The organism is Pseudomonas sp. LAMO17WK12:I1, assembly GCF_900177315.1.
GTDB lineage: Bacteria > Pseudomonadota > Gammaproteobacteria > Pseudomonadales > Pseudomonadaceae > Aquipseudomonas > Aquipseudomonas marginalis.
Genome location: NZ_FWZV01000003.1, coordinates 150023 through 175862, shown reverse-complemented (window position 1 = coordinate 175862; position 25840 = coordinate 150023). Strand labels below are relative to the sequence as shown.

Sequence of the window (25840 nt, the reverse complement as noted above, 5' to 3'; positions counted from 1 at the left end):
ACCCCATAAAGAAAATTTCTCCTACGCCTTTAGTGAATTTCACTACTTGCGCGCACTATTTCTAATCTGTTTTAAAAAAAATCCACGCCTTAGCATCTGGCCATCAAACAACGCCAGCAAAAGGCCTCCCTCATGTTATGGACAACTCAGCTTTCCGATAATGCAGCAGACTTTGTATTAAGTTCGAATGCCGAAGCATTGACCCACTATTGTGGTGCTGGCGCCTTTGCTCAACCCCACGATTTTTATACCCAAAACCCCTACCAGCGCCCTTCGCGGCCGCAGGACGTCACCGATTCAATCATCACCACCTGCCTGACCAGCGACCAGCTTTCAAACAGCCAGCATCTATTGGCACAGCGGTTGTTATTGAATATCTACGAACAAGACCTGGTCTTCTTGCCCAAGCCGCCATTGGAACTCGACTTCAAGGCGTTCAAGCGTTTCTATGATCCCCAGCACGCGGCCAGTGGCAAAAAGATCCGCCCGTTGCTGGAACACTACTTGTACAACTGGCTCAAGGAAGAAGTACATATCAATGGCCCTTGGTGCCTGGACTCTTTTATCGCCCACACCGATAAAGTATTGGATGACGTCGCCCGATCCGAGTCCAAACTCCATGAAGTACTGACCACCAGCCGCCACCCCGAGCGAGCCGCCAGGTTTTTCATGACGCAGTGTGCGGGAGACTTCCTCAGTGAAGCATCGGCCATGGCCCGCAACGTACTGGGTAACAGCGGTGTGTACACCAGCGAATTGTTCAAGATCCTGATCGACGAGTACGGCTACGGCGTCGACAAAAAGAAGCACAGCACCATTTTTGAAGACATGCTCCAGGACATGGGCATGTCCCATCACGTGCACCACTACTGGCAGTTCTATACGCCGGCGTCGCTGTCGCTCACCAACTACTTCCACTATGTATCGGCCAACCATGGCGAGCTGTTCCGCTATATCGGCGCCATGTACTACACCGAAGCCACGTTGGCGCTGACCACCAAGCACCAGTCACGCGCGATCAAGACCATCTTCAACGGCAGCGTCTCCACGGACTATTTCGATGAGCATGCCCACATCGATGTGCACCACGGAAGAATGGCCCTCCAGCGCCTGATCATTCCCATGATCAAGCAGTTCGGCACCCAGATCATCCCCGACCTTATTCGCGGCTTTGAAGAGTTCAGGCTGCTTCAGGACATCGCCGACGAAGAGTTGTATGCCCATATCAACTGGCATGACGCGTTCGATGAGCATCGCGCACAGGCAGCGGCGCTCCAGGGCCACAAACCCGTGGACCTGAGGATTACCGAGACCGAACACGAGCTGTCGGTGCTGCATACCCACCCGAATGACGAACTGTTCTGGGTCGAATCAGGCGAGCTGGAGTTCGTCGCCAGCCCCGAACTGACGGTGCGCCTCAAGGCCGGCGAAGGCGTGGTGATTCCCAAGGGAATGCTGCACGGCACCCGCATCACCAGCCCGTCCTGCACGTACACCGTCACCGCCATCTGAGTAGGCAACCCAATGAAAGCCATCAGCCTGAATCTCGACCACGCCAACTTTGTGGCCGTGGGGGAAAGAACCTACTTTCTCAAGCGTCACGCCTATTCGACGCAATTGCTGCCCACCGCATGCCCCCACCGTGGCGGCCCGCTGCACATGGGCGAAGTGACAGGCGACGGCCAAAGCGTGATCTGTCCCTGGCACGACAATGCCTACAAGGTCTGCAACCTGGAAAAAAAGGCGCTGCCCACCGTGCGCGTCATGAACCAGATCAGCACCGTCGTCGGCGACACCGAGCGCTGTGTGCCGCTGCTTAAAATCTCCCGTTACGACTGATGAAGCCCATGAATACTAAATCGACATTGACCGCGTTCTATTCAATCGTGACCCTCTTCACCGGCCTCGACATGGCGATTGTCATCGCGATGGTCTGGTTCGGCCTGGAGACTACCGGTTCGACATTCCTGGTCGGCGCCACCTTGTGCGTGGCCACCGTGGTGCCCTATTTGTGCGAACAGTACATCGGCAAGTTCTTTACCATTGAACTCAGCCTGAAACGGCTGCTGTACATTCGCCTGGCGGCCTTCGCCGCAGTACTGGGGCTGTCGTTTACCCAGGCCGCCTTGCTGCCCATCGGCTTCCTGGCCATCGCGTTCGTGGTGGGCGTCACCGACTACTTCACCATCAGCACCCTGGAATCGAAAAATACCAAGCTGGTTCTGGCCGGCCTCACCGACAGCGATACCTGCGCGCGGTTGATGCAAACCTCCATCCAGATCGGTGCCTTCGGCGGTGCGCTGCTGGGCGGGTTGATCGTGGATGTGTTCTCGGTCAACCAGACGCTGCAGATCATCAGCCTGGCGGCGATCCTCTCGCTCGCGGCCATCCTCCTGGTGGCCGACAACCCCAACGAACACACCGCCGAACAGGCCACAGGGCCCTCCACTGCGCGGCCGCTGGACCTGCCGCGCAACCTCTACATCCTGATCATCGTGTTGAGCATGATCGGGTTCCATATCGGCGCGTTCAACAGCCTGGTGCCCATCGTTTTTCAAAAGCTCAATGAGTGGAATGCCACCCTGTTCGGCGTCGCCAGTGGCCTGGCCGGCCTGGGCGCCTTCAGCGCCGCGGTATTGCCGCGCATCAAGCTCAACAGCTACGGGGCCATCTCGCTGGTGATACTGGCGGACGTGGCAATCGTCTACTTCCAGAACCTCTACGTGATGATGGCCGCGGCCTTCCTGCTGGGTTTTTGCATCAACAGCCTGCGGATCCAATTGCGTAAAACCCTGATCGAGTCGGCGCCCAACGCCCGGGTAGCCGATGTGATCGCGGCCAAGAGTTCGCTCTACTACCTGCTGGTCAGTGGCTCGGCACCGATGATCCTGACGTTCTTCACCACCTCGGGATTTCTCGGACTCGAAGGCGCCCGCCTGTTGATGATCGTCTCCGCCGGCCTGTTGGCCACCGCCGTACTGGCATGGAAACTGACCCCGGCCGCCGCGCCCACGGCCACCACGGAATAAGGAATGCACGACGTGAAAACCGTACTCATCGTTGACCCGTTCTCCACGGGCAAACTCTACGCGCCCTTGCTCAACGCACAGGGCATACGGTGCATCGCCGTGATCTCCACGCGCGCCTTGCCTGAACACTTCACCAACGACCTGATCACCGAGAACTTCCATGAGGTGTATGCCTGGGAAGAGAGCCTGTTGATTACCCTGGAAGCCCTGTCACCGAGCGCCGTGATCGCCGGTTGCGAAACCGCGATCTACCTCACGGACTACCTGACGGAGCTGCTCGACATCCCGGGCAACAGCCGTATCACCAGCGACCTGCGACGCAACAAATTCTCCATGCAGCAGGCGCTGAAAAAATACCAGTTGGCCCACATCGATTCGCACTTGCTGAGCTCACCGAGCCGTATCGGCGAAGTGCTGGGCAAACTCGACGAGGCGGCCACCTATGTGGTCAAGCCGCTGAACTCGGCCGCCACCGAAGGCGTGGTGTTTGCCCAGGGCAAACGCGAAGTGGAGACCGCCTTGAAAAACGCGGCCTGGCAGCAGAAAAACGACCTGGGCGAAGTCAATCTCGGTTTTATCGTGCAGTCGTTCATAGCGGGACCGGAGTACGTGGTGGACATGGTCGCCTTTGACGGCACCTACGTCGTTGCCAGCGTCTGCAAGTACACCAAGATCCAGAAGAACGGCAGCATGTTTGTCTACGAAAGCCTCGACACCCTCGACCCGCGGGCTGAAGAACTGCAACCGCTGACCGATTACGCGCGCCAGGCGGCAGCGGCCCTGGGCGTGCGGGTCGGGCCGATTCATATGGAAATCATCTGGTCTGAGGCCGGGCCGGTGATGATCGAGGCCGGCGGTCGCTTGCACGGCGGCATCGCGCCCCTGCTGTTCCAGCAGGTGTATCACCCCGACTTGCTGTCACTGTCGATCGACAGCTACCTCGGCCACCCACGCCCCCAGGCCGATGCGGTCAGCCAGATCAGCCATGGCCGGATCGGTTTCTTCTGTTCCGATGAACGCCATGCCTTCGCTCCGCCCTCACCCCAGGCCATACAAAGCGCCCAGGCGGACGAGGCCTATTGCGGGCACCGTTATTTCATCGGCGCCGGCGATACCACGCCGGTCACGATCGACTTCGCCACCTGTCCAGGGCTGTTCTGGCTGCAAAGCCCTTCGGCGCAGCAACTGGACGCCAGTACCGCCAACCTGCGAAAAAAACTGTGGGGCTAAGGTTATGAAAAGTCGCTTGATCATCAGAAAGTCAGCCTGTGAGCTGGGCATCAATAATGCGTGCGCCGCCGTGATCGAAGACATCACCGTCTCGGATGACCAGAGCTTCGTCGGGGTACTGCAAAGTAACCTGAACCACGTGGCCTCGCGCCTTAACGAGCTGGACTCGAACGTCGTATACGAGGGGTTTGCCAAACAGCTCAAGAAACTCGGCTACGAAAATACCGTGAGCGCCAACGAAAAGCTGCTGCGCCGCTTCATCGCCAAAGGCGTGTACCCCATCAACAACATCGTCGACGCCTATAACGCGGTCGCGATCCGACATGGGGTCAGCATCGGCGTGCACACCTATCATCAGAAGGATGACATCTACGTGATGCGGTCGGAAAAACCGAGGGTGCTACGCCCCCTGTTCGCCAAGAAGGCCATCACCATTCCCGTCGGCGATATCGTCTATACCTGCGGTGATGTGCCGTTGGCGAGCATCGGCAAGGTGGATGCCGATGCCCATGACTTCCGGCTGACAAAAGACTCGTCGAGGTTGTTGGTGGTGATCCTGGGGCACGACGACACATCGTTCCAATTCAACCAGGCGGTCATCGAAGAACTCGTGGACACCCTGCGCCAGAAAATGCCGAACCTGAGCCATCATTTTCTTGAAACCGTGCGCGACCACGCCTGAAGCCAGCACATGAAGGGGGGGCCGGCGCCTAGCGCCAGGCCTTCAGCACCGGGTTGACCACCACTTCCTTCACATGCTCGATCTTCAGCAGGCTGTCCTTGAAAACCATCAGTTCTTCAAAGCTCCTGTACCGAACGTCGAGCATCATGTCCACGTCGCCAAACAGGGAATAGGCATGCACCACCTGGCTGAACTGCTGGATCTTCGGAAACACCAGATGGCAGTTGCTGCCATTGAGCGTCAGCATCAAGAACGCCGCTTGCAGGGTCTCATCGCCCTCGGCGACGTTGATGGTGAAGCCCAGGATGATGCCTTTTTCAATCAGCTTTTGAACGCGCGACTCCACTGCGGTTCGAGACTTGTGAACTTGCCGCGCCAATTGCGCCAGGCTGACTCGGGAGTCATCCTTCAAGGCTGCAATGATCAGTTCATCAATCTTGTCCACTCTGCCGCCCCCACACCGTTCTTTTCGATAGCAGACTTTCATTGTCGCTCACGCATGCCTTCGGCCGATCACGTCGCAGACTGTACGCCAGGCGCGGGCTTTACGCCCAATCGACTTATCCACACCGCCCCCAGGATCACCAGGCCACCCAAGGCCAGGCGACCCAACGGCTCGTGCTGGTTCCAGATCAGCAGGTTCAGCAACAATCCTACCGGCACATGCAGGTTGTTCATCACCGCCAGGGTTCCGCCATGCACCAGGCAGGCGCCTTTGTTCCACCAATAAATGCCAAGGGCAGTGCTGACCAGCCCGAGGAACAGCAAGACACCCCATTGCAGCGGCGCTTGCGGCAGGAAATCGGCCTTGCCGAACAACAGGAACGCCGGCAACACCACCAGCAACGCACCGAGGTAGAAATAACCGAAACGCCGGTAGTGCGGCAGGTCACTTGGGTAGCGTGCCACCAGGTGCTTGTACATCACTTGCCCGGCGGCGTAGGTGAAGTTAGCCAGTTGCAGCAGCAGGAAGCCCATCAGGAAGTGCGGGGTGATCTGGTCGAAGCGAATCACCGCCGCCCCCGCCACTGCCACCAGGGCAGCAACCAGTGCCCACGGGTTGAAGCGCCGGTTGAGCGCATCTTCGATCAGGGTCACGTGCAACGGCGTGAGGATGGTGAACAGCAGCACCTCCGGCACCGTAAGCACACGAAAGCTCAGGTACAGGCACACATAGGTCACGCCGAACTGCAGCGCGCCGATCACCAGCAGGCCGCGCATAAAGGCAGGTTCGACCGAACGCCAGCGAGTCAGCGGGATAAAGACCAGCCCGGCCAGTACCACACGCACCAGCACCGCGAAGTAGCTGTCGACGTGACCGGCGAGGTATTCGCCGATCAAGCTGAAGGAAAATGCCTGAATCAGGGTGACAACCAGTAGATAGCCCATGTGCGCCTCGCATCGAATGGGCGGGACATTAAAGGTTTTCGGCGATTGAAGAAACTCGGGGCAAAAAAAACCCGACCTCGCTAAAGCGGCAGTCGGGCAGGAGCACTCAGGAGCAACAAGTGCAAAGGGAGGTTCGTACGCGTACTTGAAGGGTTTGCGTGGAGCGATATAAACACCGCGCGATTATCTGACGATTAAAGGATCAACCACCTCATGCCACGAGCTGTACCAGCTGGGCCTTGGCGTGGTTGATGCCCTTTTCCTGGAAGTCCCCGCTCAGGTTCACCCCTTCGGCGTGAATGAAAGTGACATCGTGGATGCCGATAAAGGCCATGACCTGGCGCAGGTACGGTTCCTGGTGATCGGAACTGGCACCGGTGTGGATGCCACCCCGGGCGGTCAACACAATGGCACGCTTGCCGGTCAACAAACCTTGCGGCCCGGTGGGGGTGTACTTGAAGGTCACACCCGCCCGCAACACGTGATCCAGCCAGGCCTTGAGGGTGCTGGGGATGGCGAAGTTGTACATCGGTGCGGCCATCACCAGCACGTCGGCGGCCAGCAGTTCGTCGGTCAACTCGTTGGAGCGGTCGAGGGAAGCCTGTTCGTTACCGTTGCGCTGATCCGCCGGTTTCATCCAGCCGCCGAGCAGGTTGGCGTCCAGGTGCGGAACCGGGTTGAGCGCCACGTCACGCACCGTGATCCGGTCCGTCGGGTGGGCGGCCTGCCATTGGCTGATGAACTGCTGGGTCAGTTGACGGGAGATTGAATCCTGCTGGCGGGCGCTGCTTTCGATGATCAGGACATTGGACATGGCTTCGTAGGCTCCATCTGTAATTGCTGTAAGTCGATGGAGTGGAGATTAGACAGAGCCAATTCGATAAAAAAGCGCAAAAAACTGCTATAACCAATCTATAAATTTGTTTATAAGCGGAGTATCGCGAGGGGCATGCTCCGCTGCTGTGTTATTTCGGCGCGCAGGCCAACGCGATACGCATCTTGATAATGGCGCGGTTGAACTTGACCGTGGTGTTGGTGCTTTTCCCCGCTGGCACCGTAACCGTGCGACGACGCGGCGATTCCGGGCCATTGGTGAACGTTACCGAACACACGGCGTCCTGGGTGCCGTAGTTATTCAGCTGGATCGAGCTGATATCGCCGTCCACGTCGGAGGCGGTGTAATCGATGCTCACGCCGTCGATCTTTTTCGTCACGTCGATGGGGTAGGCAAACGCGCTCATCGGCAGCAGCGTCAGCAACACACAACAGAATTTTCTCATTCGGCAGTCTCCAATAGGGACCGCCAGCTTAGGACAAGAGGAACACATCTTGAAAGCGCCCCGCGTTACCCTCGATCAATGGCGCACGCTGCAAGCCGTCGTCGACCACGGCGGCTTCGCCCAGGCAGCGGAAGCGCTGCACCGTTCGCAGTCCTCGGTGAGCTACACCGTGGCCCGTATGCAAGACCAACTCGGCGTGCCGCTGCTGCGCATCGACGGGCGCAAGGCGGTACTCACCGACGCCGGTGAAGTGCTGCTGCGCCGCTCCCGGCAACTGGTGAAAAACGCCAGCCAGCTGGAAGACCTCGCCCACCATATGGAACAGGGCTGGGAAGCCGAAGTGCGGCTGGTCGTCGATGCGGCCTATCCCAACGCGCGCCTGGTACGCGCACTCACCGCGTTCATGCCGCAGAGCCGTGGTTGCCGGGTGCGTTTGCGGGAAGAGGTGCTGTCCGGCGTCGAAGAGCTGTTGATCGAAGGCGTGGCCGACCTGGCGATTTGCGGCTTCAGCATCCCCGGCTACCTGGGCACCGAAATGAGCGACGTGGAGTTCGTCGCCGTGGCCCACCCCGAGCACGCCTTGCACCGCATGAACCGCGAGTTGAGCTTCCAGGACCTGGAAAGCCAGATGCAGGTGGTGATCCGCGACTCCGGCCGCCAGCAACCCCGGGATGTGGGCTGGCTTGGCGCTGAACAACGCTGGACCGTCGGCAGCCTGGCCACCGCCGCCGCCTTTGTCGGCAGCGGCCTGGGCTTTGCCTGGCTGCCACGGCACATGATCGAGCGTGAACTCGCCGAAGGCGTGCTCAAGCAGCTACCCTTGGAACAGGGCGGCAGCCGCCACCCCACGTTCTACCTGTATTCAAACAAGGACAAACCCTTGGGGCCGGCAACGCAGATCCTCGTGGAGCTGCTGCGCACCTTTGACACAGCCCCTCTGGACGCGCCTTTCGCCGCTCCCCAGCAAGCCTGAAACGGAGTTCATGCATGGCCTGGTTCGACCATGAAGGCTGCAGCCTGCACTATGAGGAATACGGCCACGGCACGCCGCTGATCCTGATCCACGGCCTGGGCTCCAGCAGCCAGGATTGGGAACTGCAGGTGCCGGCGCTGGCCCGCCACTACCGCCTGATCGTGGTGGATGTGCGCGGCCATGGGCGCTCCGACAAGCCTCGGGAGCGCTACAGCATCGAAGGGTTCACCTACGACCTGATCGCCCTGATCGAGCACCTGGACCTGCCGCCCGCCCATGTGGTGGGCTTGTCCATGGGCGGCATGATCGCCTTCCAACTGGCGGTGGACGAACCCGGCCGGGTCAAGAGCCTGTGCATCGTCAACAGCGCGCCGCAGGTCAAGGTACGCAGTGCCCGGGAGTACGGGTGGTGGGTCAAGCGCTGGACGCTCGCCCGTGTGCTCAGCCTCGCCACCATCGGCAAGGCACTGGGCGAGCGCCTCTTCCCCAAGCCGGGTCAGGCCGACCTTCGCCGCAAGATGGCCGAACGCTGGGCAAAAAACGACAAACGTGCTTATCTCGCCAGCTTCGATGCGATTGTGGGCTGGGGCGTACAGGAACGACTTTCGAGGATTACCTGTCCAACCCTGGTCATCAGCGCCGACCACGACTACACCCCCGTGGCCCAGAAAGAAAACTATGTAAAACTGCTGCCCGATGCGCGACTGGTGGTGATCGAGGATTCCCGCCATGCCACGCCCTTGGATCAACCCGAAGTCTTTAATACCACCCTGCTCGATTTTCTAGAGACAGTCGAAACCACTACCCAGGATCACTGACCCATGCTGAAAAAAATCGCCTTTTTTGCCGGTTCCGTTCTGTTCGCTGCCAACCTGATGGCCGCCGAGCCTTCCAAGGCGCCACACGTATTGATCTCCACCACCAACGGCGACATTGAAATCGAACTGGACCCGGTCAAGGCGCCGATCAGTACCAAGAATTTCCTCGCCTATGTCGACAAAGGCTTCTACACCAACACGATCTTCCACCGCGTGATCCCGGGCTTCATGGTCCAGGGTGGCGGGTTCACCCAGCAGATGTCGCAAAAGCCGACCGAAGCGCCGATCAAGAACGAAGCCAGCAATGGCCTGCATAACGTGCGTGGCACGCTGTCGATGGCCCGCACCTCGAACCCGGATTCGGCCACCAGCCAGTTCTTCATCAACGTGGCTGACAACGCCTTCCTCGACCCGGGTCGCGATGCCGGTTATGCCGTGTTCGCCAAAGTGGTCAAGGGCATGGATGTGGTCGACATCATCGTCAACTCCCAGACCACCACCAAGCAAGGCATGCAGAACGTGCCAATCGATCCTGTCCTGATCAAGTCGGCCAAGCGCATCGACTGAGGTCTGCAGGAAACTCCGCGCACGGCCCACAAGGCCGCGCGCGCATTTGAAAGGAGAGCCCGCCAGGCGGGCGTCAACCCTAATGCTCTATCGTCGTTTTGAACAACTGATCGATATTTTCCGCGACGCACCCAGCGCCGCCCCTCCCGACAAAGTCCTGCCCTTCTACCTCTACTACCTGCGCCAGGTGTGGCCGCACTTCGCCGCCTTGCTGGTGGTGGGCCTGATCGGCGCGCTGATCGAAGTCGCGCTGTTCAGCTACCTGAGCCGTATCATCGACCTGGCCCAGGGCACGCCACCCGCCAACTTCTTCCAGCTCCACAGCACCGAGCTGATCTGGATGGCCGTGGTCGCCCTGCTGCTGCGCCCGATCTTCGGCGCCTTGCACGACCTGCTGGTGCACCAGACCATCAGCCCCGGCATGACCAGCCTGATCCGCTGGCAGAACCACAGCTACGTGCTCAAGCAGAGCCTCAACTTCTTCCAGAATGACTTCGCCGGGCGTATCGCCCAGCGCATCATGCAAACCGGCAACTCCCTGCGCGACTCCGCCGTGGCGGCAGTGGACGCTATCTGGCACGTGGCGATCTACGCCATCAGCTCCCTGGTGCTGTTTGCCGAGGCCGACTGGCGCCTGATGATCCCACTCGTGACCTGGATCGTTTGCTACAGCCTGGCGCTGCGCTACTTCGTGCCGCGCGTGAAAGAACGCTCGGTGATCTCGTCGGAGGCACGCTCCAAACTGATGGGCCGCATCGTCGACGGCTACACCAACATCACCACCTTGAAGCTGTTCGCACACACCCAATACGAGCAGCAGTACGCCAAGGAAGCGATCATCGAGCAGACCGAAAAAACCCAGCTGGCCAGCCGCGTGGTGACCAGCATGGACATCGCAATCACCAGCATGAACGGCCTGCTGATCGTCACCACCACCGGCCTGGCCCTGTGGCTGTGGACACAGTCGCTGATCTCGGTGGGCGCGATTGCCCTGGCTACCGGCCTGGTGATTCGTATCGTCAACATGTCCGGCTGGATCATGTGGGTGGTCAACGGCATCTTCGAAAATATCGGCATGGTGCAGGACGGCCTGAAAACCATCGCCCAACCCCTGGCCGTGATTGATCGCGACAACGCCCCGCGTTTAAGCGTGCCCCGTGGCGAAGTCCGCTTCGAGCACGTGGATTTCCATTACGGCAAGCAGAGCGGGATCATTGGCGGCCTGAACCTTGAGATCAAGGCCGGGGAAAAAATCGGCCTGATCGGCCCGTCCGGCGCGGGCAAGTCGACCCTGGTCAACCTGCTGCTGCGCCTCTACGACCTGCAAGGCGGGCGGATCCTGATCGACGGCCAGGACATCGCTGAAGTGGCCCAGGAAACCCTGCGCGAACAGATCGGCATGATCACCCAGGACACCTCGCTGCTGCACCGTTCGATCCGCGACAACCTGCTGTACGGCAAGCCGGACGCCACCGACGAAGAACTCTGGGCCGCCGTGCACAAGGCGCGTGCCGAGGAGTTCATCCCGCTGCTGTCGGACTCGGAAGGGCGTACCGGGCTGGATGCCCACGTGGGCGAACGCGGGGTGAAACTCTCCGGTGGGCAGCGTCAACGTATCGCCATTGCCCGTGTACTGCTCAAGGATGCGCCGATCCTGATCATGGACGAAGCCACCTCGGCGCTGGATTCGGAAGTGGAAGCGGCGATCCAGGAAAGCCTGGAAACCCTGATGCAAGGCAAGACGGTGATTGCGATTGCGCACCGGTTGTCGACCATCGCGCGGATGGACCGCCTGGTGGTGCTGGAGAAAGGCCAGATTGCCGAGACGGGCAGCCATGCCGAGCTGCTGGCCCATGGCGGCTTGTATGCACGTTTGTGGCAGCACCAGACCGGTGGGTTTGTCGGCATCGACTGAAGCAAATGTGGGAGGGAGCTTGCTCCCGATAGCGGTGGGTCAGTCACCACATTTTGCGACTGACACTCCGCTATCGGGAGCAAGCCCCCTCCCACATTTGGTGGCCTGGATTTGTGTAAAAACCATGCTGTACTCAGTGCAGTGCCCAGACGGGCGCTGAAGTAAATCTGCAGGGAGCATCACTGATTTACTGATTGGGTAGAGCGATCTATCAAGGACGTGCTGCATGTCTTTGTTCAAGCGTTCAGTCACAGAGGGGTTGGGAACGTTTTGGCTGGTGTTGGGCGGTTGCGGGAGTGCGGTGTTGGCCGCCGCTTTTCCCGCCGTCGGGATCGGGTTGCTGGGTGTGGCCCTGGCGTTCGGGCTCACGGTGCTGACCATGGCGGTGGCCATCGGGCATATCAGCGGTTGTCACCTCAACCCGGCGGTATCGGTGGGGCTGGTAGTGGGCGGGAGGTTTCCGGCCAGGGAGTTACCGGCGTACATCGTGGCCCAAGTCATCGGCGGGGTGGTCGCCGCCGCATTGTTGTACTTCATCGCCAGTGGCAGGCCGGGCTTTGAACTGGCCGGCGGGCTGGCCTCCAACGGCTATGGCGAGCATTCGCCGGGCGGCTATTCAATGGCAGCGGGGTTTGTCTGCGAGCTGGTGATGACAGCGATGTTCGTGCTGATCATCCTCGGCGCCACCGACCACCGTGCCCAGAAGGGCCTCGCGCCCATCGCCATTGGCCTGGCCCTCACCTTGATCCACCTGATCTCCATCCCCGTGACCAACACCTCGGTCAACCCGGCCCGCAGTACCGGCCCGGCCTTGATCGTCGGCGGGTGGGCGATCCAGCAGTTGTGGATGTTCTGGCTCGCGCCGATCCTGGGTGCGGTGGCGGGCGGTGTTGTCTATCGATGGCTGGGCAAGGAGGAGCCGGCCTGAGGCAAAGGGTCAGCCCTGCCGGTAAGGCAGGGTTGCCCTCGCCTCTTCGGCATACGCCACAATCCCCACCCGTTCGCGCTCGAGGAAATCCTCGACGGCATTCTTCAAGCCGGGATGGCGCAGGTAGTGCCACGACCGGGTGATCACCGGTTCAAACCCGCGAATCAATTTGTGCTCACCCTGGGCGCCGGCGTCGAAGCGTTGCAGGCCGTGGGCGATGGCGTAATCCATGCCCTGGTAGAAGCAGGTTTCGAAATGCAGCCGGTCAAACTCCGCCAGGCAACCCCAGTAGCGGCCGTAGAAGCTGTCGCCACCGATCAGGCTGAAGGCCATGGCCACTGGGCGTGTGCCTTGCTTGGCCAGCACCACACGGATCGCCTCGGGCATGCGTTCGGCGAGCAGGCTGAAAAATTCGCGGGTCAGGTAGGGTGTCTGGCGGCGGACCGCGTAGGTATTGGCGTAGCAGGCGTAGACAAAATCCCATTGCGCCTCGCTCAACTCGTGGCCTTGCAACCACTGGAAGTCGATGCCCTGCCCCGCCACTTGTTCGCGCTCCTTGCGCATCTGTTTGCGCTTGCGGGAACTGAGGGCATCGAGAAAATCCTGGAAGTCACGGTAACCACGGTTCTGCCAGTGAAACTGACAACCCAGGCGCTGCAACCAACCCGGTTGTTGGGCTAACGCCTCATCGGCCAAGCCGTCGGTGAAGTTGATATGGGCACTGGAGAGCCCTTCGATTTCCAGGTAGCCCGGCAGGCTCTTCAGCAGTTCGAAACCATCGTCGACGCTGGCCGCCAACAAGCGGGGGCCGCTGACCGGGCTGAATGGTACGGCCGTCAGCAGCTTGGGGTAGTAATCAATGCCCGCACGCTCGCAGGCATCGGCCCAACCATGGTCGAACACGTACTCGCCATAGGAATGCCATTTGCGATAACTGGGCAATGCCGCCACCAGGCGGTCGCCTTCCCAGTGCAACAAATGTTCCGGTTGCCAGCCCGATTGAGGGCCCAGGCTGGCACTGTCTTCCAGCGCGCTGAGGAAGGCGTGCCGCACAAAGGGCTGGGCGTCCGGCACCAGTGCGTCCCAGGCCTGCGGAGCGATTTCGGACAGGTTGTCCAGGCGTTGCAGCGGCATCGGCATCCTCACTACGTCATGGCATGAAAGCCTGGCGAGTATCGCTTATCGCAGGTCCGGGCACACCCCCAAATCGCCCGACAAGGCTCTAAATCAATAGTTCCATTCTTAAATAATTTGTCATCTACATGACATCACTTCGCCACTGCGCCGTCATAAACGATCGTGATACTGACGCCTGTTTTTAGAGCGCCTGGTTCTATCAGGTGGTTACTTTTCCGTCCGTCATCGGTCGGTTGTGTCCTGGATGGTTTGCCATCCCTCCTCACTTTCGGAGATTGATATGCGTCTTGCTTCCACTAAAACTGCAGCGGCCCTGTGCGGGGGCCTGTTACTGGCCCTGAGCGTTCCGGCCAGCGCTGCAGTCGACGCTAAATTGCTCGACATGCTCAAGGCCAACGGCCAGATCACCGCTTCGCAGTACACCGAACTGCAAAACGAGTTGGCCAAAGACCAGAAAGAACAGCAGATCGCACGGCAAGCTCAACAAGAGACCAACGAACAGATCGCGGCCACCGCGAAGAAAACCAACGAGCTGAGCAGCTTCGACCAGAAGCTGGCCTGGGCCGCCAAGACTCAGTTCAAGGGTGATGTGCGCATGCGCCACGAGACCATCAAGGTCGAAGGCGAAAATGGCGTTACCCGCGCCGGCGTCACCGGTCGTGACAAGGACCGCGAACGGATCCGCGCGCGCCTCGGCGCCTACACCGAAATCAACCCGCAGGTGGACACCGGTATTCGTATCGCCACCGGCGGCGGCAGCGATGCGCGCTCCACCAACCAGGACCTGGACGGCTACTTCGATAAAAAATCGATCTGGCTGGACCTCGGCTATATCGACTACCACCCCGACCAGATCAAAAACCTGCACATCATTGGCGGCAAAATGCTGCAGCCCTGGGTCAACATGGGCGATGTGATCTGGGATAGCGACATCAACCCGGAAGGCCTGGCACTCACCTACAAGTACCCACTGGGCGGCAGCGCCGAGCTGTTCGGCAGCCTGGGTAACTACAACCTCAAGGACAACGTGGACGGTGACGGCGTGCAGTACCGCCATGACCTGCGCCTGACCACCGGCCAGTTGGGGACCCGCTTCTCGGTGACCGACAACCTGAAAATGACCCTGGGCGGCAGCGTCTACGCCTACCAGAACGATGAAGACAGCCGTGCCTCAGGCACCAGTACCCCGAACGTGCTGGCAACCAACGGCAACACCCCCAACGGCGAGTTCCGCCTGTATGAAGGCTTCGGTCAAGTCGATATCGGCGGCCTGGCGGTCCCCCTGTCGTTCTACGGTCAGTACGTGAAAAACAACGACGCAATCGACGATGCGGACACGGCCTGGTTGCTGGGTGCCAAGTCCAAGGTGTTCGGTTTCAACCTGGACTACAACTACCGCGACGTGCAGAAAAACGCCGTGGTGGGTGCCTTCACCGATTCGGACTTCGGCGGCGGCTTCACGGGTTCCCGTGGTCACAAGTTCAAAGTCGGCTATGACATCGACAAGAACTTCGCCGTCGGCGCGACCTACTTCCTGACCAAGACCGACACCTACAGCCGCACGCTGGTGGACGGTAGCGCCAAAGCCAACACCTTCCAGCTGGATGCAGAAGCCAAGTTCTAAAGATAAGTGTTCAAGACCTCGGGCCAGGACGGCCCGAGGTGGCTGTACCAGACTTGCGTGGGTGGATCGGTCCCCATCATCCGTCCGATCGCCCCACGCGAGCCTGCTTATTCCCCGCCTTTCTGATCCTTGAGCCGCTCGGCAGCCAGCCGCTGCGCCAAGGCATCCACATCCTTCACCGGTTCCTGCGGCAGCATCCGCAACGTCGCCTGCAGCAGGCGCATCTGGCGGATAAACCGTCGGCAGTTGGGGCAGAACATCAAGTGATGACGCACCAGCAGACGTTCGCGAAAGGTCAATTGCCCATCGAGATAGTCACTGGAACGTGCCACTTGTTCTTTACAGGTCAACATTCGCCCGTTTCCTCAAAATGCTCCACCGTGGCGAAGACTTTAAGCCGTGCTCGATGCAACAGCACGCGGACATTGGAGAGTGAGAGCGTCAGAAGATTACAGATCTCCTCCAGCTCCAACCCCTGGCGTTCACGCAGCACCAGCACGCTGCTTTGCAGTTCGGACAAACTCAGCAACGTGTGCTCCAGGCACTTGCGCAGTTCATCCTCGGTCAGCAAGGCTTCCGGGGTGTCCTGGTGCCAGGCATACGGGGCGACGGCCCAGTGGCCATCATCGGGGGAGAATCGATCATCGCCGATGGTGCCGTGGGGCGAAGGCAAGTCGTCGAGCAGCACTTCCCGGCGATTCTGCTTGTAGCGCCCCTTGGCGGCGTTGGCGGTGATGGTCAGCAGCCAGGTCTTGAGGCTGGAGCGCCCTTCGAATTTGGCCAGGTTGCGCACCACCGACAGCCAGGCGTCCTGCACCACTTCGTCGGCATGGCGCTGGCCGGCGATGGCATACGCCACCGCCCGCATCGCGCTTTGGTACGTGGTGACCAATTCCTTGTAGGCCCGTTGCTCGCCCTTGAGCAGTCGTTCAAGCAGGTGCGCGTCGTCCGCTGCTGCCATTCAAGACCTCGATTGTCTTAACGCTTGCGCAGGATCACGCTACCGATCGAATAGCCTGCGCCAAACGAACTGAGGACCGCGACGGCGCCCTTGGGCAGATCGTCCTGGTAGGTGTGGAATGCAATCACCGAACCCGCCGAGCTGGTGTTGGCGTAAGTATCGAGGATCACCGGTGCTTCTTCCACCGTGGCTTCGCGGCCCAGCAGTTTCTTCACGATCAGGTGGTTCATGCTCAGGTTGGCCTGGTGCAGCCAGAAGCGCTTCACATCGGCCACGTTCAACTGGTTCTCGGCCAGGTGCACACCGATCAGCTCGGCGACCATCGGGCACACGTCGCGGAAGACTTTGCGGCCTTCCTGCACGAACAGCTTGTCGGGCGCACCGATGCCCTCTTCCGCCGCGCGGTTGAGAAAGCCGAAGTTGTTGCGGATGTTATTGGAGAACTTGGTCAGCAGCTTGGTGCTCACCACGTCGAACTGATGCTCGGACGTTGCCAGGTCGGCGCGCTCGAGGACCACCGCCGTGGCGGCGTCGCCGAAGATAAAGTGGCTGTCGCGGTCACGGAAGTTCAAGTGGCCGGTGCAGACTTCCGGGTTGACCATCAGGATCGCCCGGGCCTGGCCCAGCTGGATGCTGTTGGCGGCGTTCTGGATGCCGAAGGTCGCCGAGGAGCACGCCACGTTCATGTCGAAACCGAAGCCTGCGATGCCCAGGGCTTCCTGGACTTCGATGGCGATGGCCGGGTAGGCACGTTGCAGGTTGGAACAGGCGACGATCACACCATCGATGTCGGCGGCAGTCTTGCCGGCGCGCTGCAGGGCCTGCTCGGCGGCACCAATGGCCATCTGGCAAAGCACCGACCACTCGTCATTGCTGCGTTCGGGCAGGCGCGGCGCCATGCGCTGCGGGTCAAGGATGCCGTCCTTGTCCATCACGAAGCGGCTCTTGATGCCCGAGGCTTTTTCGATGAACGCAGCGCTCGACTCCGTCAGCGCCTGGACTTCACCGCGCTCGATGGCAGCGGCGTTGTCCGAGTTGAACTGGTGCACGTACGCATTGAAAGACTGCACCAGTTCTTCGTTGCTGATGCTGTTGGCAGGGGTGTAAAGGCCAGTGCCGCTGATGACGACGTTATGCACGATCGTTCCTCTAAATCTGTCAGGCAGATGATATTGGTACCGACGTACCAAACCGTAAGTAGTTCTATTCCGCCCAGCGGACATCAAACTGGCATCGCTTTATTCCATCGCGCCGTGGCTACACACCAGCCCATCACGACGATCCCGGCATTTATAACCGCGAAGTTTGCCACAAACCCTGGGGTTTGGCGCCATATGCCGGATAAACACCCCGATCAAAACGCCATCAAGTTTCAATGTGGGAGGGGGCTTGCCCTGATAGCGGTGTACCAGACACAGGTTCTGCCACTGACACATCGCTATCGGGGGCAAGCCCCCTCCCACATTTGGACCTGTCTGGTCTGGATAACCGAGAAAGGGATCAGGCCTCGACCAGGCTCCACTGCTTGCTCAAGCGCTTGTCGGAAATCGGCACCTTGGTCCCCAACTGCTGGGCAAACAACGACACCCGGTATTCCTCCAACCACCAGCGATAAAGTTCCAGTTGCGGGTCGCGCTTGCCTTCCTGGGTGTGCTTGTTCAAGCGGTTCTGGTACTGCGCCCACAGGCCGCCCAGTTCGCTGCTCCACACACGATCCTTTTGCACCTGGCTAGGCAGTTTCTCCAGGCGCAATTCGATGGCCTTGAGAAAACGCGGCAATTCCTTGAACCACTGCGCCGGGGTTTCGCGCACAAAGCCGGGATACACCAGGCTGCTCAATTGCTGCTTGATGTCGTTCAGGGCCACGGCCTGGGCCAGGTCGATCTTGCCCTTGAAGCGCTTTTGCAGGCCATGCCAGAGCTTCAGCACTTCCAGGGTCAGGCGCGCCAGGCGTTCGGCGTGTTCGGTCCAACTGCCACGCTTGCGTTCAGCCAGCGCCGCCAACCCAGCACCGTCACGGGGCAAACTGGCTTCGCCTTCCAGCACACAGGTGTCGAGGCTGGCCAGCAGGATGTCTTCCACCAGGGCGTCGATACGCCCCAGTTCGCGGTACATCAGGCCCAGTTCAGTGAGGCCGGGCAATTTGCCGCGCAGGAATTTGGCCGGTTCCGCCAATTGCTGCATCAACAGGCGCTGCAACGCCCGGCGGTGCTGGAACTCAGCCTCGGCGGCGGTGGAAAAACGGCCCTCTTTCACGGTGCCGTTTTCTTCCACCAGCGCCGGATAGACCGTCATCGACAGCCCGGCGATCTTCTGCTGGGTTTTCTCGGCCACCGCCGCGAACACCTTGGCCTCCACCGGCTGCTGGCTTTTCGCGGTGTGCGGCACGGCCAGCGCGGCCTGGCTGGCTTCGGCAAACCGCGCAGTCAACTCGGCCAGGTCGCGGCCTTCGCCGAGGAACTTGCCCTGGCCGTCGACCACTTCCAGGTTCATCTTCAGATGGTTTTCCACCTGCTGCGCCGCTTCGGCCCAGGCCTCATCGCTGACCCGCGCCCCGGTCATGCGCAGCAATTCGCGCCCCAATGCCTGGGGCAGCGAACCCTGGCCAAACTCGATGCGCTGCAGCGCCGCCTTGACGAAATCCGGCACCGGCACGAAGTTCTTGCGCAGGGCCTTGGGCAGGTTGCGCACCAGGGCGATGCACTTGGCTTCGATCAGCCCCGGCACTAGCCATTCCAGGCGCTCCGGCGGCAAGGCTGGCAGCAGCGGTGCCGGTACGCGCAGGGTCACGCCGTCGCGGGGGTGGTTGGGTTCAAAGTGGTAACTCAGGGCCAGTTCCAGGTCGCCCAGGTGCAGGGTGTCCGGGTAATGGGCGGCAGTGACTTCACTGGCCTCGCGGGCCAGCACGTCTTCCTCGCGCATGATCAGCAACTGCGGGTCTTTCTGGCTGTTGACCTTGTACCAGCTGTCAAAGGTGGCGGTCTGGTGGATCTCCGCCGGCAGCCGTGCATCGTAGAAGGCGTACAAGGTCTCTTCGTCGGCCAGGATATCGCGGCGGCGTGCCTTGGCTTCCAGTTCGTCGAGCTGCTCCAGCAGTTGCTGGTTGGCCGTGAGGCACTTGGCGCGGGACTGGATCTCGCCACGCACCAAGCCTTCGCGAATAAACAACTCCCGCGACACCACCGGGTCAATCGGCCCGTAATGCACCGGCCGACGCCCGACCACGATCAGCCCGAACAGGGTGATCTGCTCGAACGCCACCACCTGGCCGCGCTTCTTCTCCCAGTGGGGCTCGAAGTGGTTTTTCTTGATCAAGTGCCCGGCCAGCGGTTCGATCCAGTCGGCATCGATCTTCGCCACCATGCGCGCATACAGCTTGGTGGTTTCCACCAGTTCGGCGGTCATCAGCCATTGCGGGCGTTTCTTGCCGATACCCGAGGACGGGTGGATCCAGAAGCGTCGCTGACGGGCGCCGAGGTAATCGCCGTCTTCGGTCTTCTGGCCGATCTGGCTGAGCAGGCCGGACAGCACCGCCTTGTGCAGCTTGGGGAAATCCGCCGGTTCTTTGTTGACGGTCAACTGCATGTCGCGGCAGATCAGGCTCAACTGGCGATGGGAGTCGCGCCACTCGCGCAGACGCAGGTAGTTGAGGAAGTTCTTGCGACACCAGTTACGCAGCGGGCTGGCGGTGAGTGCCTGGCGCTGCTCTTCAAAGCCACGCCACAGATTGACCAGCCCGGCGAAGTCCGAGTCCGCATCTTTCCACTGTGCATGGGCCTGGTCGGCGGCCTGCTGGCGCTCCGGTGGGCGCTCGCGCGGGTCCTGGATCGACATGGCGCTGGCCACGATCAACACTTCCTGCAAGCTGCCGAGCTTGGCGGCTTCAAGCAGCATGCGGCCCATGCGCGGGTCCACCGGCAGGCGCGCCAACTGGCGACCCAATGGCGTGAGCTGGCTGTTGCGGTCGACGGCCGAGAGTTCCTGCAACAGGTTGAAACCGTCGCTGATGGCCTTGCCGTCCGGCGGTTCGATAAACGGGAAATCGGTGATTTCGCCCAGGCGCAGGTGCAGCATCTGCAGGATCACCGCCGCGAGGTTGGTGCGCAAAATCTCAGGATCGGTAAATTCCGGACGGCCGATAAAATCCTCTTCGCTGTACAAGCGAATGCAGATCCCCGGTTCCACCCGGCCGCAACGGCCTTTACGCTGGTTGGCACTGGCCTGGGAAATCGCCTCGATAGGCAGGCGTTGCACCTTGGCGCGGTAGCTGTAGCGGCTGATGCGTGCGGTGCCGCTGTCGATTACGTAACGAATGCCCGGCACGGTCAGCGAGGTTTCCGCGACGTTGGTCGCCAGTACCACGCGGCGCCCTGGATGGGACTGGAAAATGCGCTGCTGTTCGGCCGGCGACAGCCGCGCGTACAACGGCAGGATCTCGGTGTGCTTGAGCTGGGCCTTGCGCAGCATCTCGGCTGCATCGCGAATCTCGCGCTCGCCGGGCAAAAATACCAGCACGTCGCCAGGGCTGCGGCGTTCGCTGCGCTCATAGGCGGCGATTTCATCAAGGGTGGCGAGGATCGCCTGGTCGACGGTCAGGTCGTCTTCGACGCGGTTGCCCTCCTCGTCCTGTTCCAGGGTCAATGGGCGGTACCAGGTGTCCACGGGGAAGGTGCGGCCCGAGACCTCGACAATCGGTGCGTCGTCGAAGTGCTTGGAAAAACGCTCCAGGTCGATGGTCGCCGAAGTGATGATGACTTTCAGGTCGGGACGACGCGGCAGCAGGGTCTTGAGGTAACCCAGCAGGAAGTCGATGTTCAGGCTGCGTTCGTGGGCTTCGTCGACGATGATCGTGTCGTAGCGTTCCAGGTAACGGTCGTTCTGGGTCTCCGCCAACAGGATGCCGTCGGTCATCAGCTTGATCAGGGTGTTGGCATCGCTCTGGTCTTCGAAGCGCACCTGATAGCCGACCAACGCGCCCAGCGGCGTGGCCAACTCTTCGGCGACGCGGCTGGCGACGCTGCGCGCAGCGATCCGGCGTGGCTGGGTATGGCCGATCAGGCCATATTGGCCGCGGCCGATCTCCAGGCAGATCTTCGGCAACTGGGTGGTCTTGCCCGAGCCGGTCTCGCCGGCAATGATCAGCACCTGATGCTTTTGCAGCGCGTCCTTGATCTCATCGCGCTTGGCGGCGATCGGCAAACTGTCGTCGTAACGAATCACCGGCAGGCTGGCCCGCCGCGCCGTGACCTGGGAGCAAGACGCCTGCATGCGCGTGACCCACTGCGCCAGCTTCTCCTCGTCGGGCTTCTTGCGCAGCTCGAGCAACTGGCGCCGCAAGCGGTGGCGGTCGGCGAGCATGGCGTGGTCGAGGTTTTTCAGCAGTTGGTCGATAGCGGGCGCTTGGTCAGTCATCAGGTACGCAAAGGTCGTCTATTTATGCCGGGTGCGGATTGTCGCAGAAAAGCAGCTGCGAGCGGCAAGCTTCAAGCGGCAAGTCAGGGCGGATCTGCTTTTACTTGCCGCTTTGAGCTTATGGCTGCTCTTTTCTTTTATAAGGGAAGACATCGATCACTTTGCCTGCACGAATCGCCTCCTGCAGGCCTTTCCAATAATCAGCGTTATACAGCTCGCCGTGCAGTTCATCGAACAGCTTGCGCTGGCCGGCGTCGGCGAACAGGAACGGCGGGAACTCTTCCGGGAACACGTCCAGCGGGCCGATGGAGTACCAGGGCTCCGAGGCCATTTCATCCTCGGGCGTGCGCGGCGCGGGGATGTGGCGGAAGTTGGCTTCGGTGAGAAAGCAGATTTCGTCGTAGTCGTAGAACACCACGCGGCCATGACGGGTGACGCCGAAGTTCTTCAGCAGCATGTCGCCGGGGAAAATGTTCGCTGCCGCCAGTTGCTTGATCGCCAGGCCGTAGTCTTCCAGGGCTTCGCGCACCTGGGCGGGGTTGGCGTTTTCCAGGTAGAGGTTGAGCGGGGTCATGCGCCGTTCGGTCCAGCAGTGGCGGATCAGCACGGTGTCGCCTTCCACTTCTACGGTGCCGGCGGCGACGTCCAGCAGCTCCGCCAGGCACTCGGGCTCGAACTTGCCCAGGGGAAAGCGGAAGTCGGCGAACTCCTGGGTATCGGCCATGCGCCCGACGCGGTCGACGCTTTTGACCAGGCGGTACTTCTCGATCACCGTGGCGCGGTTGACGTTTTTCGACGGTGAAAAACGGTCCTTGATGATCTTGAACACGGTATTGAAGCCCGGCAGGGTGAACACGCTCATGACCATGCCACGCACGCCGGGGGCCATGATGAATCGATCGTCGGTGGTCGCCAGGTGGTTGATCAGCGCGCGGTAGAACTCCGACTTGCCGTGTTTGTAGAAACCAATCGAGGTGTACAGCTCGGCAATGTGCTTGCCCGGCAGGATGCGTTTGAGAAAGCCGATGAATTCCGCCGGCACCGGCACGTCGACCATGAAGTAGGAACGGGTGAACGAAAAGATGATCGACACCTCGGCCTCGTCGGTGATCAGCGCATCGATCTGGATGCCCTGGCCTTCGCGGTGCAGCAGCGGAATCACCAGGGGCCATTGTTCGTCGCGGGTGTAGATGCGCCCGACGAGGTAGGCGCCTTTGTTGCGGTAGAGCACCGAGGAAAACAGCTCGACCTTGAGGTCCGGGTCCTTGCACACCCAGTCCGGCAGGTTTTCCCGCAGTTGGGCTTCGAGGCGATGCAGGTCGGCTGCCAGGTCGGCGTAGGGCTCGCTGAAACGATAGTCGGCAAAAATCTGCGCGAGCATCTCGGGAATCTGGCCGGCGGGCGCGTAGGTACGGGTTTGTGCCGCCCGTGCCCGGCGCAGGCTCGGCCGCGTGGTGTGGATGAACATGCAGCCGTCGCTGATCAGGTCATGGCTGAACAGACCGCAGAAGATCGAGTTGTACCAGGTCTCGGACAGCTCATCGTCAAAGCGCAGGTCGATCAGGCCGATATAGGCGCTTTTCACCAGGGGCCACAGGTCAATGTCGAGCAATGCGCTGCCCTCGAAGTTCGCACGCAGGCGCGCGCTCACTTCACCGACCTTGTCTTCGTACAGGTTGATCCGCGCCGCCGACGCCGCCTGCCCCTGTTGCCACTGGGCCTTTTCGAAACGCTCGCAGGCGCCATCGGTGATCTGGCGAAAGTGTTCGCGGTAATCGTCGAAGCCTTCGAGGATGGTGCGGGCGATAGCGAGGGCAGGCGTGGATGGCGACATGCGGGAAACCTCGAGCGGGCATCTGGAAGCCCTGAGCTTAGCCAGTGTACGCAGGCAGGAGAAGGGTCATTTTTTGCACTGACCTGTACAAGTCTGTTCATTTCGTACATTTATTTTCAATTTTTTTAATTCGACCATCCGGTCAATAAACACACCTTACAGTCGATCCGCGTTTGATCCACAGGCCTTGAGCGCCGTGGCCTGGCAGGTAGAAGCCGGAAAACCGCCAACCAGAACGGCCGCGGGTCCTCCATAAGGCTTTGGATCCAACTAAGGGAAACCCCGATTACTACCTTGATGGCACTTTGATATATAGCGCGCCCTCTCCCACCCTAACAAGGTCCGAAGACCGATCCGGGAGCAGGTTCTAATCGCCCAAGGAGCATTGAGATGTCATTGAGGAACATGAGGATCGGTCTGCGTGCCAGTCTGAGTTTTGGGGTTTTGGCCAGCTTGCTGGTGATTGTGGGAATGTTTGGCCTGGGCCAGATGGCCAAGCTGCGGGAAAGTGCGCTGGTCATTGAGCAAACCTGGATGCCGAGCATCGAGAATATCCATGACAGCGCAGCCTTGGTGGCCACCATCCGCCTGGAGTCCCTGCGCCTGGTGAGCACCGACGAATCTCGCGTGCGTGACACCAGCAGAGGCCTGATCAGCCGCACCAGCAGCGAACTGCAAGCCCTGCTCGATCGTCATGAAACCTTGCTGAGCAATGACGAAGAGCGCGAACTGCTGAAAACCCTCAAGGGCAATGTCGCGACGTACCTGGCCATCGTCGGACAGATGGTTGCGTTGGTGGACAAGGATCAACAGCAAGACGCCCTCGACCTGCTCGTCAGCCGCCTCGCCCCCCAGGGCACGATCCTGAGCCAGAGCCTGGAAAACCTGATCGTCTTTAACCAGAACGGCGTCGAAGCGGCGGCCGATTCGGCCGCACAGATGTATTCGAGCGCACAGTGGATTGTCGGCCTGATTATCGCAGTCGCATTGATCGCCACCTTGCTGCTGGCCTGGCTGCTGACCCGCAGCATCACCGCGCCGATCGGCCAGGCCCTGAACGTGGCGCGCACCATCGCCGCCGGCGACTTGAGCCAGCCGATCGTGGTGCGCGGCCATGACGAACCCGCGCAATTGCTGAGCGCCCTGGCGACCATGCAAGCGCAGCTGCAGACCACCATCCGAGGCATCAGCGAATCGGCGCAGCAACTGGCTTCCGCCGCGGAAGAAATGAGCGCGGTGATGGAACAAAGCACGCGCGGCCTGCAGGCGCAGAACGATGAAATCGAGCAGGCGGCCACCGCCGTGACCGAGATGAGCACGGCGGTGGACGAGGTCGCGGGTAATGCGGTGTCCAGCGCCGAGGCGTCCCAGGCTTCCGATGAGGACAGCAAGCACGGCCACTACCAGATCAGCGAAACCATCAGCTCGATCCAGAACCTGGTGGACGAAGTGCTCGGCGCCTCGAACAAGGCCGAAGGCCTGGCGCTGCAAGCCCAGGACATCAGCAAGGTGCTGGAAGTGATTCGCGGCATTGCCGGGCAAACCAACCTGCTGGCGCTCAACGCCGCGATTGAAGCGGCGCGTGCCGGTGAAGCCGGGCGTGGGTTCGCGGTCGTCGCCGACGAGGTGCGTTCGCTGGCACAGCGCACCCAGGACTCCACCGAAGAAATCGAACAGATGATCACCGGTATCCAGCAAGGCACCCAGGCCACCGTCGAGGCGCTGAACAGCAGCGCCGAGCATGCCGGCCAGACCTTGCAGCGAGCCAACAGCGCCGGCAGCGCCCTGGAAAAAATCACCGCCGCCATCTCGCAGATCAGCCAGCGCAACCTGGTGATCGCCAGCGCCGCCGAGCAACAGGCGCTGGTAGCGCGCGATGTGGACCGCAGCCTGGTGAACATCCGCGACCTGTCCACCCAGACCGCCGCCGGCGCCACCCAGACCTCGGCCGCCAGCCAGGAACTGTCGCGGCTGGCGGTGGACCTGAATGGGCTGGTGACGCGGTTTGTCCTGTAATCAATGAAGGCGGCGTGCAACACTCGCGGCCTTATTGATGTAGGA

22 protein-coding genes are annotated in these 25840 nt (G+C 60.8%); 12 read left to right on the top strand and 10 right to left on the bottom strand.

Annotated features, from left to right (window positions below):
* Positions 1–132 precede the first annotated feature (132 nt).
* Genes B9N88_RS05910 through B9N88_RS05890 form a run of 5 tightly spaced genes read left to right on the top strand, consistent with a single transcriptional unit; the run spans position 133 to position 4941 of the window.
* Positions 133–1512, top strand: coding sequence for an iron-containing redox enzyme family protein (locus B9N88_RS05910; protein WP_051429301.1), 1380 nt, complete (start codon positions 133–135; stop codon positions 1510–1512).
* Between the two features lie 12 nt (positions 1513–1524).
* Positions 1525–1839, top strand: coding sequence for a Rieske 2Fe-2S domain-containing protein (locus tag B9N88_RS05905; protein ID WP_027603767.1), 315 nt, complete (start codon positions 1525–1527; stop codon positions 1837–1839).
* An 8-nt stretch (positions 1840–1847) separates the two neighbouring features.
* Positions 1848–3029, top strand: a complete 1182-nt coding sequence (locus B9N88_RS05900) for an MFS transporter (RefSeq protein ID WP_027603766.1) — start codon at positions 1848–1850, stop codon at positions 3027–3029.
* A gap of 3 nt (positions 3030–3032) precedes the next feature.
* Positions 3033–4259 carry an ATP-grasp domain-containing protein gene (locus B9N88_RS05895; protein ID WP_043293302.1) on the top strand — a complete coding sequence of 409 codons (1227 nt, stop codon included), beginning with the start codon at positions 3033–3035 and terminating at the stop codon, positions 4257–4259.
* Between the two features lie 4 nt (positions 4260–4263).
* On the top strand, positions 4264–4941 hold the full coding sequence (locus tag B9N88_RS05890; RefSeq protein WP_027603764.1) for a phenylalanine--tRNA ligase beta subunit-related protein: 678 nt from the start codon (positions 4264–4266) through the stop codon (positions 4939–4941).
* A gap of 28 nt (positions 4942–4969) precedes the next feature.
* Here B9N88_RS05890 and B9N88_RS05885 read toward each other — a convergent pair whose 3' ends face one another.
* The 4 genes from B9N88_RS05885 to B9N88_RS05870 form a co-directional block, all read right to left on the bottom strand.
* Positions 4970–5386, bottom strand: a complete 417-nt coding sequence (locus tag B9N88_RS05885; protein WP_027603763.1) for an Lrp/AsnC family transcriptional regulator — start codon at positions 5384–5386, stop codon at positions 4970–4972.
* Between the two features lie 68 nt (positions 5387–5454).
* Positions 5455–6330 carry a carboxylate/amino acid/amine transporter gene (locus B9N88_RS05880; RefSeq protein WP_027603762.1) on the bottom strand — a complete coding sequence of 292 codons (876 nt, stop codon included), beginning with the start codon at positions 6328–6330 and terminating at the stop codon, positions 5455–5457.
* Positions 6331–6541: 211 nt separating this feature from the next.
* On the bottom strand, positions 6542–7144 hold the full coding sequence (locus B9N88_RS05875) for an FMN-dependent NADH-azoreductase (protein WP_027603761.1): 603 nt from the start codon (positions 7142–7144) through the stop codon (positions 6542–6544).
* A gap of 151 nt (positions 7145–7295) precedes the next feature.
* A complete protein-coding gene (locus B9N88_RS05870; protein WP_027603760.1) occupies positions 7296–7610 on the bottom strand; it encodes a hypothetical protein in 315 nt (104 codons plus the stop codon).
* 49 nt (positions 7611–7659) lie between these two features.
* Between B9N88_RS05870 and B9N88_RS05865 the strand changes: the two genes are divergently transcribed.
* The 5 genes from B9N88_RS05865 (at position 7660) to aqpZ (ending at position 12811) form a co-directional block, all read left to right on the top strand.
* On the top strand, positions 7660–8583 hold the full coding sequence (locus tag B9N88_RS05865) for a LysR family transcriptional regulator (RefSeq protein ID WP_027603759.1): 924 nt from the start codon (positions 7660–7662) through the stop codon (positions 8581–8583).
* A 14-nt stretch (positions 8584–8597) separates the two neighbouring features.
* Positions 8598–9401: an alpha/beta fold hydrolase gene (locus tag B9N88_RS05860; RefSeq protein ID WP_027603758.1), complete on the top strand. Its 804-nt coding sequence runs from the start codon at positions 8598–8600 to the stop codon at positions 9399–9401.
* Positions 9402–9404: 3 nt separating this feature from the next.
* On the top strand, positions 9405–9968 hold the full coding sequence (locus B9N88_RS05855) for a peptidylprolyl isomerase (RefSeq protein WP_027603757.1): 564 nt from the start codon (positions 9405–9407) through the stop codon (positions 9966–9968).
* Between the two features lie 82 nt (positions 9969–10050).
* Positions 10051–11883 (top strand): ABC transporter ATP-binding protein, encoded by a 1833-nt coding sequence (locus B9N88_RS05850; RefSeq protein WP_027603756.1) that lies wholly within the window; start codon positions 10051–10053, stop codon positions 11881–11883.
* A gap of 226 nt (positions 11884–12109) precedes the next feature.
* Positions 12110–12811, top strand: coding sequence for an aquaporin Z (gene aqpZ / locus B9N88_RS05845; RefSeq protein WP_027603755.1), 702 nt, complete (start codon positions 12110–12112; stop codon positions 12809–12811).
* Positions 12812–12820: 9 nt separating this feature from the next.
* Here the strand turns inward: aqpZ and B9N88_RS05840 are convergent, their stop codons facing one another.
* A complete protein-coding gene (locus tag B9N88_RS05840; protein ID WP_027603754.1) occupies positions 12821–13945 on the bottom strand; it encodes a GNAT family N-acetyltransferase in 1125 nt (374 codons plus the stop codon).
* A 283-nt stretch (positions 13946–14228) separates the two neighbouring features.
* Between B9N88_RS05840 and B9N88_RS05835 the strand changes: the two genes are divergently transcribed.
* Entirely contained in the window at positions 14229–15572 is a 1344-nt protein-coding gene (locus B9N88_RS05835; RefSeq protein ID WP_027603753.1) for a putative porin, read from the top strand.
* A gap of 107 nt (positions 15573–15679) precedes the next feature.
* On the opposite strand, the gene B9N88_RS05830 is transcribed toward B9N88_RS05835, so the two are convergent.
* The 5 genes from B9N88_RS05830 to aceK form a co-directional block, all read right to left on the bottom strand.
* A complete protein-coding gene (locus B9N88_RS05830) occupies positions 15680–15925 on the bottom strand; it encodes an anti-sigma factor family protein (RefSeq protein WP_027603752.1) in 246 nt (81 codons plus the stop codon).
* Positions 15919–16533, bottom strand: a complete 615-nt coding sequence (locus B9N88_RS05825; RefSeq protein WP_027603751.1) for an RNA polymerase sigma factor — start codon at positions 16531–16533, stop codon at positions 15919–15921. Before B9N88_RS05825 ends, B9N88_RS05830 begins: the two co-directional genes overlap by 7 nt.
* A 17-nt stretch (positions 16534–16550) precedes the next feature.
* Positions 16551–17672, bottom strand: coding sequence for a beta-ketoacyl-ACP synthase III (locus tag B9N88_RS05820; RefSeq protein ID WP_027603750.1), 1122 nt, complete (start codon positions 17670–17672; stop codon positions 16551–16553).
* A gap of 361 nt (positions 17673–18033) precedes the next feature.
* Positions 18034–21945, bottom strand: a complete 3912-nt coding sequence (gene hrpA / locus B9N88_RS05815) for an ATP-dependent RNA helicase HrpA (RefSeq protein WP_027603749.1) — start codon at positions 21943–21945, stop codon at positions 18034–18036.
* Positions 21946–22063: 118 nt separating this feature from the next.
* The gene (gene aceK / locus B9N88_RS05810) at positions 22064–23779 is read right to left on the bottom strand and encodes a bifunctional isocitrate dehydrogenase kinase/phosphatase (protein ID WP_027603748.1); all 1716 of its coding nucleotides are present in this window, start codon (positions 23777–23779) and stop codon (positions 22064–22066) included.
* 390 nt (positions 23780–24169) lie between these two features.
* Between aceK and B9N88_RS05805 the strand changes: the two genes are divergently transcribed.
* Complete coding sequence (locus B9N88_RS05805; protein WP_027603747.1) at positions 24170–25795, top strand: methyl-accepting chemotaxis protein; 1626 nt, start codon at positions 24170–24172, stop codon at positions 25793–25795.
* Positions 25796–25840 lie beyond the last annotated feature (45 nt).